7 protein-coding genes are annotated in these 13,755 nt (G+C 45.2%); 1 reads left to right on the top strand and 6 read right to left on the bottom strand.

Annotated features, from left to right (window positions below; translation table 11 throughout):
• Window positions 1-7,310, bottom strand: a 7,310-nt coding sequence (locus ACZM6M_RS14435) for an InlB B-repeat-containing protein (RefSeq protein WP_489490517.1), incomplete at its 3' end; no start/stop codon positions are given.
• Between the two features lie 405 nt (window positions 7,311-7,715).
• On the opposite strand from ACZM6M_RS14435, the gene ACZM6M_RS14430 reads away from it, so the two are divergent.
• On the top strand, window positions 7,716-8,888 hold the full coding sequence (locus tag ACZM6M_RS14430) for an AAA family ATPase (RefSeq protein ID WP_489490516.1): 1,173 nt from the start codon (window positions 7,716-7,718) through the stop codon (window positions 8,886-8,888).
• A 2-nt stretch (window positions 8,889-8,890) separates the two neighbouring features.
• Here ACZM6M_RS14430 and ACZM6M_RS14425 read toward each other — a convergent pair whose 3' ends face one another.
• The 5 genes from ACZM6M_RS14425 to ACZM6M_RS14405 form a co-directional block, all read right to left on the bottom strand.
• Window positions 8,891-10,069: an AfsR/SARP family transcriptional regulator gene (locus ACZM6M_RS14425; protein WP_337433183.1), complete on the bottom strand. Its 1,179-nt coding sequence runs from the start codon at window positions 10,067-10,069 to the stop codon at window positions 8,891-8,893.
• Window positions 10,070-10,106: 37 nt separating this feature from the next.
• On the bottom strand, window positions 10,107-10,610 hold the full coding sequence (locus ACZM6M_RS14420) for a GreA/GreB family elongation factor (RefSeq protein WP_296037183.1): 504 nt from the start codon (window positions 10,608-10,610) through the stop codon (window positions 10,107-10,109).
• A gap of 253 nt (window positions 10,611-10,863) precedes the next feature.
• Window positions 10,864-11,826, bottom strand: coding sequence for a tRNA dihydrouridine synthase (locus ACZM6M_RS14415; protein ID WP_489490515.1), 963 nt, complete (start codon window positions 11,824-11,826; stop codon window positions 10,864-10,866).
• A gap of 163 nt (window positions 11,827-11,989) precedes the next feature.
• Window positions 11,990-12,838: a creatininase family protein gene (locus ACZM6M_RS14410; protein WP_296037190.1), complete on the bottom strand. Its 849-nt coding sequence runs from the start codon at window positions 12,836-12,838 to the stop codon at window positions 11,990-11,992.
• Window positions 12,839-12,870: 32 nt separating this feature from the next.
• Complete coding sequence (locus ACZM6M_RS14405) at window positions 12,871-13,740, bottom strand: amidohydrolase family protein (protein ID WP_337433186.1); 870 nt, start codon at window positions 13,738-13,740, stop codon at window positions 12,871-12,873.
• Window positions 13,741-13,755: the final 15 nt, after the last annotated feature.

The following is a 13,755-nucleotide window of genomic DNA, read 5'->3' as shown; positions in this document are numbered from 1 at the left end:
TCTACTTCTTCTCCTGCTGCATTCAGGAATCTCTTCACTACATCGTAGCCGTATTCCTTCTGCTGGTAAATCACTTCTACATGGTTGGCCTGGATATCATTGCTGATCAGAAGGTCTGCTCCCTCCACCTTCACTAACTCGTAAAGGTTTCCATCATGAAGCTCTTCCTGCAGCACCGTTACATCAGATGCCTCCAGTATGTTGGTTCCGTATGCTGCGGTTCCTAACTTGGTTACTGTGTCTACTTCTTCTCCTGCTGCATTCAGGAATCTCTTCACTACATCGTAGCCGTATTCCTTCTGCTGGTAAATCACTTCTACATGGTTGGCCTGGATATCATTAGTGATCAGCAGATCAGCTCCCTTAATCTCTACTAATTCATAAAGATTGTCCTTGTAAAGTTCTTCCTGCTCTGTTGTTACTTTTGACACTTCCAGAATATTATCACCATATAAAGCAGTTCCCAGCTTAGTTACAGCATCTACCTCTTCTCCTGCCGCATTCAGGAATCTCTTCACTACGTCATAGCCATATTCTTTTTGCTGGTAGACTATTTCTACATGATTTGCTTCCAGATCACTTGTAATCAAACGATCAGCTCCGTCTACGCTCACTAACTCGTAGAACTCGTCTCTGAAAACCTCTTCCTGCAATACAGTTACACCAGATACTTCCAGAATGTTCTCACCATAAAGTGCAGTTGCACTGGTAACTATTTCATCTACCAGATTTCCATTAACATCCAGATATCTCTTTACCACATCATACACATATCCGTTCTTTCCAAAAGTAACTACATATTTCGTATTTTCGGTAATCTGTGTTTCTGTGGTTGGCTTTTCAGCTACTTTGTCATTTGCTTTCCATTGCTCAGTAGACGGATCAAATCCATCTAACGGACTTGCATCAGCAATCTGATCTGCTTCGAGCTTACCTGCTCCACCCTCTTCCGGTGTCGCATAATGCCCATCTTTGTAAAGAGTTACATAAACAGGTTCTGTAATTGTTACCGTACCATTCACAGCTTCATAGCTAACGATTACCTGATACTTATCCGGTATACGATCTCCATTACCGTCCGTATCAAAGTGCACTACAAATGTTGTATCCTGATTGTACTTCTGTGACTTCAAAGCAACCATTTCAGAAGAATAATCCTTCTGGCTTTCATCAATTGTCCAGTAGTCAAATGCATACTTATCTACTGGTGTTACACTTACCTCAGCCTTAGGAGATACCGGCATCTTAGATGCTTCTGTATACTTCCCATTCTCTTTAAAAGTATGCACTTCATATGTAGTTCCGGTAACGCTTCCATTTCCAGCGCTTACATACTTAAATACTGTCTGATACTTATCAGCCACGCCATCCGGCCTATTCGGATTTGTTGGATCAGTCGGGTCTGTTCCACCCTTTTCATCCAGTACATAGTAAATGTCAACCCGGTTTGAATCAACATTTGCTGTGATAACTGAACCTGTTCCATCTACTTTTTCCAGGATGTAATGGTGACCATTGTAATCCTCTGCGTCAGCCAGAACAATTCCTGAAACACTCAGGATATTCTCTTCGAATGTTCCTGTTCCTTCCTTAGCAACTACCGTTTCAGCCTTTTCATAATGCTTGTATACTTTATATGCAAATTCATCTTTGGTAAAGTGAGCGGTAAAGGTTTCATCTTTCACCGCATACTGTGCCGCTTTTAACGCATCTGTTGTATTATAAGTATTGTTGTTGCTATCTGTCCAACTGTCAAACTTATATCCAGTGGATGGGGTAATTGTAACGTTAACCTCTGGGTTAATCATTCCTTCTACCGGAATCGGATTACCGTCTGAACCCAGTTCAAGCGTTCCATCTGCTTTTACCTTGTACTTATTATGATACTCGCTTGTAATTCCTTCAAGTGTTCCATTATTATCTGCCACATAAGTAAAAACAATCTGAAGATCATCCGGAATGTTATCCTTATTCTTGTCCTCGCCAAAAACTGCCACATACCCGGATTCTACATAAAGATCATTTGCATCCTTGCTGTTTGCATCGATTACTTCTTTGCTAAGGTTTCTATCCCAGCTTACGATCTCTCCGTCCTTCGTCCAGTGCTTGAATGCCCAGCCGTCTTTCGCTGTTGCTGTGGAGCCAACAGGTGTTCCTGTTGCAGGTTTTACCTCTTCTCCCTCAGGGCTTACACTTCCATGTTCTGCATCATCCGGGCTGTAGCTGATCCGTACTGCTTCATTCTCCGTGAAGGTGATTACATAATTGGTTGCTGTTGTAATCTTAGTTACTCCTGCTTCCGGTTTCTCAGGCTTCCAGCTTTCGCTTGCCTGATTGTAACCAGCATTTGCAGTTGCTTCTGCAATCTGATCTTCTGTAAGGTATCCGACTCCGCCTTCTGCTTTTGTTGCATAATGGCCGTCTTTATAAAGGGTTACATACGTTTCAGCAATACTTACACTTCCGTTTACTGCCTCATATGTTACCTTTACCTGGTACTCATCCGGGATCTTGTCCCTGTTTTCGTCCTCTCCAAATACTGCTACATAATCAGTTGTTATATACAGGCCGTCAACCTTGCTGTTTGCATCGATTACTTCTTTGCTGAGGGTCTTATCCCAGCTTACGATCTGGTCTCCCTTCGTCCAGTACTTGAATGCCCAGCCTTCCTTCTCACTTGCTGTGGAGCCAGCAGGATTTCCAGTTGCAGGTGCTACATCTTCTCCCTCTAAGGTTACGCTTCCGTGCTCTGCATCATCTGGTCTGTAGCTAATCCGTACTGCTGCATTCTCGGTCAAGCTTCCCTTAAGAACAACGTCTTTATCAGGCATTACAAACTTATTATTATTCACCTGAACATCTTCCGTTGTCCATCCACTAAATGTATATCCCGGAACATTCAAAGGAACTTCAACGTCTATCTGAGTCTTATACTTATGTGTACTCTCTACCGGCGGCACAACTCCATAAGGAATATCTCCTGTAATCTCATATTTAACCTGATGCTGATTTCTTGTATAGTACAGCTTCATAGTTAAAATATTCTGGATATCGGTTGTTCCGCTTGCTACTGTTCCAGCATGATTGGAATCATATGTGAATCCTTCATAAGTCGCTGGTATTGCCTGTACAGTATTTCCTGCTGCCACATCAGAAACAGTATCTATAGAATAAAGTCCAAACTCTCCGGTCAATCCCTCACGCCAATGCTGTGTATGATAAATAGCCTTCTGAGTTGTGTAATAGAATACCGCTTCCGCCGAATCCTTTGTTACAGTCACCACAGGATCGGATACCAAAGTATATCCGTCAATGTGTTTAAAATTAACTGCTACTGCATGATTACTGGTTTCAAATGTTTCTTCATCTGCAACAGGTATACTGTCATCTTTTAAAAGATATTTTACAGTATACTGCCATGTCTGAACCGGATCATATTCAAAGGTAATAACCATACCTGGCTTTGAAATATTTCTGGTCAGGAACATGGATCTGGGATAATAGCCTTCAACAGCAACTGCCTCTTCCGTCACAGACGTACCTAACTTAGCAGTTCCTTCCTTTGAATCCCAAATATCTTTCTGCTCTCCATTTACTTCTGTAACATATCGTACCGTATAAGTAACTGTTTCAGAGCTTTCCCACTTAGCATAAAGTGTAATATCTTCTACAATCTTTGACTCGGAGATAAACTTCTTAACGAAGTCAGCATCTGTATACCATCCCAGGAAAGTATCTCCTTCCTTTTCAGGATCCCGCGGAAGTTCAATCTGATCTCCCTTCGTCACTGTAATAGGGTCAATAAAATTACCACCATTTGTTTCAAAAGATACTGTGTATTCAGGAGCCTGCCATTTAGCATAAATCCTTATGTTGTCTGCAGGCATAGCAGCATTCCAGTCAACCGGATTTTCAAATGCAGGATCAAGATACCAGCCAGCAAATTCGTAATCATCATCTACATTTGCCGGACGTCCTGGTTCACGCAATGGTTTTCCTGTTGACAGCAAAGCCTCAAATTTGATGGATGCTGGATCCATTTCGCAGTTTTCAAAGTAGAGTTCGTAGGAATTTCGGGTATAATAAAGCCAAAGATCAGCCGGTTTCTCCCACGGCAATGAATTACTTTCTTTCTTCCATTCGCTAAATGTAAATCCAGTAATAGGCTGCTTGTCTTCCTCTGACAAAGAAACGCCTCTCCCTACTTTAAACCTAGCATATACCTCTTTGTTTCCCTCTAAGCCTTCTACATAATAGTAAATCATCTTTTCAGAACCAGTTGGATCTTTCTCATACATTGTCAGATGATCAGCAGGCATATTAGCTATTAAAGTATATTGGATAATAGATTCACCCCAACTTTCATCCTTATTGGGTCCCCATCCATCTTTTTCACAGGCTTTCTCCCACTGTTTGGAAACATCTTCGCCATAGCGGGCTGTGATTCTTAGGTTTGTATCCTCATACCATTTCCTGCTCTTTTTTCTCATAAACTTAATGGTATACGTCTCGCGGTCATAATATACATTCTTTACCGCCATACCATCAGGTGTGATTTCTACATTCCCTTCCGACTTAGTCTCATTCAGCTTGAAGCCCTCATAGTTCTTTTGTGTAGAATATGGGATATTGTTTCCAACGAATCCGCCTTTACCATAGGTAATCTCACCTACTGCATACTCACCCTTTGTCAGAGTTTCCTTCCAGTAGATAACCTTGTAGTCTGCTTTTTGAGCAGGATTCCACTTGGCTGTCACTACTGTATCCTGCGCAGGCATTGTTGCAGGCAGATTCTCCCAGCCTGCAAAATCATATCCTAATCTGCTCGGATCTTTTGCAGGTGTTTCAACTGCTGCACCATATACGATTTCAGACGGTGCGATATAACTTCCACCCTCTCCGGTATTCCAGGTCAAAGTATAGCTATTTCGCTCATACAGAACCTCTACAACCGTATTGCCGTCAGAGCCAATCTTCACCTGAGAAATCTCTCTTGCAGTAAAGCCCTCATACTCCTTAGATACAGCCTGAGTATAGTTTCCTACCTCACCAACTGCTGTCTCTGTCTCTGCCGGCTCTCCGGTTTTATTTCCCTGAACATCTAATAACCAATGCTCAATCTGATATCTGCCCTCAGCACCCGTATATGTTACTGTTACTGTCTGGTCTGTATCATATGCATCCTTAAATACGACTTCTTTCTGATCTGGCTCAAATCCATCAATTGACGGTGATTCTACGGTATAATCACATTTTACACCTGCCTGAACCTCTGCAACCCACGGCTGTGCTGCAGATGAACCATCCTTATACTGGTAGTTAACTGTCAAATGGATCTGTTCAGCATTTTCTGCATACTGAGCATAAAAGTTTGTGTCTTCTGTGATCGGGCCCAATTCCGGCTCCCATCCCACAAAATTCTTTCCTTCCTGTTCAGGAGCATCCGGTACGATTGCCCTTTCACCTTCTTTTACATACTGAACGCCAGAGATAAGTACATCTTCCTGTCCATTGTTGTAATAGAAGTTTACTTCATAATAATAGGTTTCCTCAGCTTCAATCTTAGCATACGTGGAACCTTCATTTATATGGTATACAGTCGAAGAACCACCGTCTATTCCGGTTCCCTCAAATGTAACCTTTACATTTCCGTCCGGCCAAATCTCATTGCCGTCTGCGTCATAAAGCATAACATCAGCTGCAAAGATATCTACTGCAGCCAAATTTTTCTTCATAAGCTTTTTATCAGCTTCCTTCTTCATCAAATTCAGCTGATCTTCATCTGTAATCGCCTCTGCCTCAACATAACTTCCTTCCGGAACTACTCCAGGCATTGCGCTCAGTGTAACCGTAACATTTTCAGCACCGGCTACATCTGCTGTAAGCTCAATCTGACTTTCAAATACCTTTAAAGCCTTTAAAGTTGTCGTATACGCCTTCGCCGTACTGCACCATCCCATACCAACCAGGTCGGTATCTGTGGCAGCGGGCTTGCTTCCCTCTTCCGGTTCAGCTGGAGTTGCCGACTGAACGGGTGCCTGAGTCTCTGTCTCAGCAGGCGCTGTCGTCTCCGTCTCGGCAGGAACTTCGGTCTCAGCTTCTGTAGTTTCCTCTGTCTCCTGAGTTTCAGGAGCAGTTGTAGCTTCCTCAGACTCTGTAGCCTCTTCACTACTTTCAGCCTCTGTGGAGGTTTCCTCTGTTGCTTCTGTGCTTTCCTCCGGCGCTGCGGTTGTTTCTTTGGAAGTGGTTTCCTCAGCGGCCGTTGTCTCTTTTTCAGGAGCAGCTGTAGTTTCCTTCTCGGTTTCTTCAGCCTCAGTTTCGATCAGCTCTGCATCTTCCTTCACAGCTACCACAGGTACCTGATGACGGGAAATGGAGGAAAGGGTTACTGCGGAATCATCCTGAGATTTTTCCTCATCAGTCTCTGTCTCCGGCTCTTCAGTCTCCTCAACAGCCTCCGTTTCCTCTTTCTCTGCCTCTGTGGCTTCTGTTTCAGCCTCTGTAACCTCTTCCTTTGTTTCTTCGGAGGTTTCTGTTTCCTGAGCCTCTGTGCTCTCCGGCGCTTCGGTTGTTTCTTCTGTCTCGGAAGATTCTTCTGTCGCATCGGGAGCTTCCGTTTCCTCAGGGATGGTGGTCTCCTCAGGAGCTGTTGTCTCAGCCGGGTTCAGTGTTTCGGCCGGGGTTTCCTCCGGCTGACTTTCCGGAGCACTTGTTTCAGGCACAGCCGGCAATGTTTCTTCCGGCTTTGAAATGATATTGCTCTCTTCTTCACCAAATTTGTCTTCATAGCTCTTGACTGTGATCCGCTTGGTGCTCTTGACCTTTTCTTCCCCATCTACCGTGCGGATGATCTTTGTGGAACAGCTAATGGTGTCTTCTCCGTTATTTATGTATAAGAAGATGACTTCCTCATCGCCTGTGACCATATACATATCATCGGCATCCTCAGGAAGACGAACGAACACTCTTACTTCTGCGTCCATATCTCCGCCTTCCACCGGGGGAAATACTTCGTAGACCTTGCCCTCGCCAAAGAACAGGGCATCGAACTTTTCAATGGCTCCATTGGTAAAGTTCAGATCATCCGCTGTCACCGGGCTTTGGGTTTCTACTGCATCATTGATGGCTTCCACCAGATCTGCTCCGTAGATCTCGAAGTCGACTCTGTTTCCTTCTGCTGCATAGGCCACGTTCAGATCTGTACCCACACTGGTAAAGATCATCGCGAACGCCAGCATCAGCGCCAGGAAACGCTTTTGGGTGTTATAGCGCTTCTGCAGAAACACCCTTGGTCTTTTCTGTCCTTCCATACTTTTTCTCCTCTCTCTTAAGATTTTTACGGCCTCCCCGGTCCGTATAAGCAAATCATACCATACAGGAGTTACAATCTGGTTACAAATTAAGGTTTCATTAAAAAAAGATTAATTTATTTCCATTTTCCTTCTAAAATTTGCTTAACCCTATCATAACAGATACCGCGTTATACCAGGCGTTATATTTCTATTTTTTACCATTGAATTTTTTCTCATTATATTTTCTCTATCTTATCTTATATTCAACGCTGCAGATAGGAATAACCCATTCGTTTCATTCCCTCCCTGGCGGAATTTTTGTGAGATTTTTTCTCATTTATTGCATTTGTTTTTCTGCTGTGTTAACATAAAATCAGCTGTATTTTATGAGTTTTTTTCTCATGTTTTTGGAGGGTTACTGCTATGCTGAATCAGTTTATTTTTCAAAATTACCGTATTTTTCAAAATGAAACGCTTCTTGATTTTTTCCCTGCTCCCATCAATGAACACAAACGCTCTCTTCTGACCGCTCCGGGGGATCAGGAAACCTTCCTCCCCGTGATCGCTCTGTATGGGCCAAATGGCTGTGGGAAGTCCTCTGTCCTGGAAGCACTTTGGGGACTGTGCCGATTTATGGACAAGGACTGCTCTCTCATTCTCTCCAGCTCCCGCAGCAGCTGCCGTCTGGATCCGGAAGCAGCAAAAAAGCCAATTTCCTTTGACCTGCTTTTCAGAAATGGAAGCTTCCTTTTCCGATACCAGCTTCAGATTTTAAAGGGAGACATTAAAGAGGAGCATATGTTTTACGGAAAACCCGGTACGGAGGATGCAGGCGTGCTCTTTAGCCGCACAGGAAACGATATCCATCTGGGAACTGCCGCCGGCGGACTGGTTCTTACAGGAGTTCCCTCTGCCGCTCCCCTTCTTCCGATTTTGTCAGGACGTTCTGGCGCTCCCTGTATCCAGGCTGCCGCAGGATGGTTCTCCCAGGCTGACTTTTTCCGTTCAAACAGAACGAACAACGTCCCTCTGCTGCCGGAAAAAGAAGAAAAAAAAGGACGGCTGTGCCGTCTTTTACAAAATATGGATATTGATATACTGGACTATTCCTACCGAAAAGAATCGGGCTTTTCTCAGTCCTCCCTCTTTCTCACCCACGGCCGTCCGGGCCATCCCACCTTTGCGGTGTCCTATGAAGAAGAATCTGAGGGGATCAGAAAGCTCCTCTGCCTTCTTCCACCGGTTCTTAAAAGCCTAGACTGCGGAGGGCTTTTGCTGGCTGATGATCTGGATCAGGCCCTTCACCCCCACCTGCTGCGTTATCTCATATCTCTGTATAAAAACCGTGAAAAAAATCCTCACAATGCGCAGCTTGTTTTCACTGCCCACAATACGGCGATCCTCACTCCCGGAGTAATGCGCAGGGACGAGATTTATCTGTGCTGCCGTCCTGAGGGAAAAGATGCCGTCCTCTACCCGCTCTCCTCCTATAAAAAGGAAAACGGCCTCATCCCAAGAAATGACGAGGCCTATGGAAAACAGTATCTGGAAGGCCGCTATGGAGCAGCCCCAAAACTTACAGAGGCAGATGCCTGAATTCAGACCTGACTCAAAACTTCATATTTCAAGCGGATTCTGCGCCAGTCTTCCCAACAGCGCAGATTCTGCTCGATCCGTTGAAAAATGTTCTGACACTCCTCCTGATCTGCTCCGCTTAACAGGATCAGATACTGACTTGGACTGTAGCAGGTAAACAGATCTCCCTTGCGCAAGGAGATTCCCACAGCCTTTCTCAGCTGACTGGAGGCTTCCTTTAGAAGATCATTTCCATCATCTAACGCTTTTCCCCTTATATCTACAAAAAATATACAGATAAGCACCTTTTCAAAAGAAATCCGCTCGGAAAGCCGGTTTAAAAGACGGTAGCTGTCAATAAAAGAGGGATAGGAGCAGTAATAGGGACCGTTGACTGCATCCCGTTCCTTTAAGCTTTCCCGCACATCCTTCAGCATATCTGTCGTATAACGGATCTGGCTGCTCATAGTGCGGAAACGTTCCAGCATCTTTTCTGAAGGTGGAAGTCCCTGTTCTTCAAAATACTGACGCACCACCCATTTATACACCTGCATTGCCTCCCTGAAACGCTTCATGGCGATCAGACAATCCATTTTCATGATCTGACATTCTTCATAGGGATAAAGCTGGCAGGCATTATTGACAATATTCAAAAGGGACTGGTACTCTCTGTTTTCCTGCATCTGACGGCTGAGGCTGCGCAGGCAGCGGAAATAAAGTTCCTGGCAGCGGACACTTACAATTGTAACCCACTTTTCTCCGGCCAGCTGTGCCAGAAATTCCCCCTGATAAAGTCCGCAGGCACGGAGGAGTTCTTCCTCATTTTCTTTCTCCAGTCCTTTCTCGGCTGTTGCCTGAAAGTCTCTGGCGTCTACATATACGCTAACGCTTTTGCTGACCCAGCGGTAAACGCCTCCCTCCGTCTGGATATGCTCTCCGGCAGGAAGACATTCCTCCATAATACGGCGGAGACGGAATACAACCGCTCTGAGACTCCCCGCCGGATTGGCATATTCCCCACTCCCGTACATCATATCAAGGAGTTCCTCCCGGCTGATGCCGCTGTCGTGATAATACAGCAGGATCAAAAACAACTGCAGGACACGCCCTGAAAGGGCTGTGCCTACGGGAAGGGATTTCCCATTGTACTCTGCAGAAATTTTTCCCATCATATGTATCTTTAACTGTGCCTCTTCGCTCATATCTCATTTCCCCTCTGTAAATCCGGCCGTCTGCAGATTAAAAACTTCGGAGGGTGTCCTCCTCGGCCTCTGCCGTCTTATCTATGGCCCGTATCTCAGCCTCATATCCAAAGTCCGAATTTACCTTTATATAAACCCGCTCCCCCACTCTATGGCCGCGGATGGCCTTTCCCAGCGGAGAATCAATGCTGATCAGTCCCTTTAGGGAATTTCCCCGAACCGTTGTAACCAGCTTGTAGGTTTCTGTTTCATCATCCTCCGGGATGTACAGCTCCACCCGGTCTCCCAGTCCTACCTCGTCCTCCTTTGATTCATCGGAAATGATCCTGGCCGTCTTTATCATCTTTTCCAGATAACGGATACGGCTTTCATTGCGGTTCTTATCCTGCTTTGCTGCTTTGTATTCAAAATTTTCACTCAGATCCCCGTGTGCTCTCGCTTCCTTTACCGCCTCTAAGGCCTCCTTGCGGACAACCAGCTTACGGTACTCGATTTCCTCCTGCATCTTTTCTATATCGCTTTTTGTAAGATTATCAAACATGGTATTTACTCCTTTTATATGTCCTTTGGCTGACATATCTATTCTACCACAAAATTGCTTAAGATTCTCTTCATTTTCCCTTTAATAATTTTATGATTTATTTAGCCTCTGATCAAACTTTGTCCACATTTATCCTGTATATTATGATTGTAAGGTTGATGAGACCTTTTACCATACAGGAAGACACTTTTTCATACCTAAGCCGGCAGATTCCCCCCTTTTTCTGCCGGCTCCCTCCATTTTATAGGAAAGCCTAAAGTGCTGCTTTCCTTTCTCTGAACATCTGACCGGTTATGATCTTATACTCTCCCAGACGCTGTGCCTTGCGGATTTTCTTTATATAAGGCTCCCATTCCGGATCAAAATGGATCAAATGAGCCCACAGTTCCTTCATTTTAAAGAGTACATTCTTATCCCCTGACATCGTTTGGCAGTATCCTTCCAAAATCTGCTGATGGAATGCACTCAGACGTTCTATCTGCGTTCTCCTTCTCTCTGTGCCTGCCTGCCCCGACAGTGTTTCGATGAGAAATGGATCTGCTAAAAGGCCTCTGCCGATCATTACTGCATCCAGCGCAGGATACGCGGCTGTAAGTCGTTCATAGGACTCCCGGTCAACAATATCGCCATTATAACACACTGGAGCCGCACTGTTTGCAAAGGCATTTCTAAACGCCTCCATTCTGGGCGTATATTTATAAAAATCCTTCAAAACCCTTGGATGGATGATCAGCTCTTTTAAGGGGAACCGATTATAAATAGAAAGAAGTCTGTCAAATTCCTCCGGTTCTTCGATTCCCAGTCTTGTTTTCACCGAAAGCTCCAGCCCCAGACGCTCCATCCCCTCGCAGACCTGCTCTAAAAACAGCTCCAGTCCCTCAGGGTCTCTTAAAAATCCTGCTCCCTTTCCCTTGGCAGCTACCGTACCGGAGGGACAGCCCAGATTTAAATTCACTTCCTTATAGCCGTATTCCTTCAATTCCCGCGCTGCCCGCAGAAAATCCTCACTGTTTCCAGTCAGAAGCTGAGGCACCATATCCATTCCCTCATTATGCTCCGGCAAAATATCATTTATCTCTCTATGGCTGAACCCGCCATTGTGTTTGGGTGCCAGAAAGGGGGTAAAGTATTTATCCATGGGACGGAAATGGGCATGGTAAGCATTTCTGTATATATATCCCGTCACGCCTTCCATAGGAGCAAGGTAAAATTTCATACTGTGTTCTCCTTCTCTTTTTATGCTCTCAGTATCTTAAATCACGCCAGATAAAAAGTCAAGAATATCCAGGCCTGTCCGCTGCGCAGGATAGACAGACACAGAAAATGCCGCCAGCCAAAACAGCAGAAGCCAGTTTCAGCAGGCGGCATAACGTTATGGTTTATTTCCGGAAATTTTTCCGGAATGCACTGGGCATCCAGGGATATTTTTCCTCGTTAGCATGATTATAAGTTTCCAGGGAACGCATCTGCTCTGCAATGTGAGGCAGATCCATACGGTTTACCAGGGTCTCGATCAACTCCTGGCCTTCGTCGGCAAGACGTTTGCGGGTTTCCTTATCCGGAATGGCAGTGGTGCTCATGTGGTCTTCCGGAGTTCCAAAGCAGTAGCCGATGGCAGCGCTCTGATAAGCCAGTCCGAAAATATCATCAAAAGGCTTGCAGGTCTGAGGATTCTGATGGTAATATCCGGTGGTCAGCGGCACATCTTCCAGACGGTTCATAATCTGGTAGGCGCCTACAGTAATGGCGTGGAAGCTGTCCATGCTTTTAAATAAATCTTTCGCGTTCTTTAACATCTGCATGGTCAGATCCATGTAAAGAATGGGGACTCCGGTTTCATCAAAGAAATCTCTTACCATAGGACTGCAGGTCATATGGGCAGGGCCATGAAAGCTGATGTAAATCTGGCGTTTAAAGCCCTGACGCAGCAGGCTGTGGGCAATTGCGCTTAAATAATCGATACCCTGACGGATAGACACCTGTACCGTGCCGCGGCCAGAAGCAGTTGCGCCGGCATAGAAATAAGGCAGTCCAGTCAGAACTAATCCGTTGCAGGCTTCCGCCATTTTTAAGGCATAAGCCTCGCTGATTACAGTTTCACTGTCTAAAGGCATTCCACCGTGCATTTCAACAGTGCCTACAGGGACGATAATAATGTCGTTTTCTTTTAAATACGCTTCTACTTCACTGTTTAACATACGTGGAAGAATCCGTGTGCGAAGTTCCATATGTTTCTCCTTTCATTTAACAACAGGTTTTCTTACAGTCCAAAGACTGCCTGGGCATTTTTAAAGCAGATTTTTTCATAGGCCCGGCGGCTTAAGGCGCCGTTTGCTGCCTGTTCGTCCAGCCATTGTCCCAGGGGAAAGACCATTTCGGTATTTACCATATCTGTGGCAAAGAACAGCCGGTCTGCATAAGTTTCTAAGAATTCCAGGCCAAAGGCAGGATCCCGCATAATGGCGCATCCGGCGCTGTTGGCGCTTAGGTCTCCGTATAGGTTGGGATATTTTTTAAATAGTTCCGGAACCCGTCCGCCTGGGATAACGGGGCCTTTTCCCCACTGATTCCGGCTTTCTTTGTCCGTAGGTGCATCTGCGCTCATTTCAATCCAGAAAGTCTGGCTGTGACCAAGAAATTGCGTGTGAGGGTGGCGTTTCAGGCAGGCTTCCAAAAGAGGAAGACCAGGGTCGTCTACAACACCGTAGCTGTAGCCAGTTTCCGGACTCATATGAAAAGTAACCGGAAGATTTAATTTTCCAGCCGCTTCAAATACGGCGTTTAAAAAGGGATCATCCAGCCTTCGGTTTATCATCAGTTCCCCGATGCCGACAGCGCCTTTTTCTTTGCAGACAGACAGCCGGTCATAAACAGTTTTGGGATCTCCGTCATAATCCAGATTGCACATCCAGGCATAATGCTCCGGATCCGCTGCAGCAATCCGGCAGTTTTCTTCATTGGACCCCATAGGCATGGAGAAATTCCGTTCTCCGCTGGACATGAGCACGCCTTTTCCGATCCCCAGTTCTTCTAAATGAGGCAGCATTTCTTTGTAGGTACTTACTAGAAGAGTATCGCTTTTGGGAACAGGATCAAAGCTTAAATGCAGATGCAGATCAATTTTTTTCATAGATTTTATTCCTCC

It is taken from the genome of Enterocloster sp. (genome assembly GCF_057861365.1).
The sequence above is the reverse complement of the archived record's forward strand: the minus strand, read 5'-3'. Positions and strand labels throughout refer to the sequence as shown.

What these genes read in the sequence shown, in the direction of transcription:
- ACZM6M_RS14430 (WP_489490516.1), top strand. Translation starts at nt 7,716, where the DNA reads ATGCTGAATCAGTTTATTTTTCAAAATTACCGTATTTTTCAAAATGAA.
- ACZM6M_RS14425 (WP_337433183.1), bottom strand. Translation starts at nt 10,069, where the DNA reads ATGAGCGAAGAGGCACAGTTAAAGATACATATGATGGGAAAAATTTCT.
- ACZM6M_RS14415 (WP_489490515.1), bottom strand. Translation starts at nt 11,826, where the DNA reads ATGAAATTTTACCTTGCTCCTATGGAAGGCGTGACGGGATATATATAC.
- ACZM6M_RS14405 (WP_337433186.1), bottom strand. Translation starts at nt 13,740, where the DNA reads ATGAAAAAAATTGATCTGCATCTGCATTTAAGCTTTGATCCTGTTCCC.
- ACZM6M_RS14410 (WP_296037190.1), bottom strand. Translation starts at nt 12,838, where the DNA reads ATGGAACTTCGCACACGGATTCTTCCACGTATGTTAAACAGTGAAGTA.
- ACZM6M_RS14420 (WP_296037183.1), bottom strand. Translation starts at nt 10,610, where the DNA reads ATGTTTGATAATCTTACAAAAAGCGATATAGAAAAGATGCAGGAGGAA.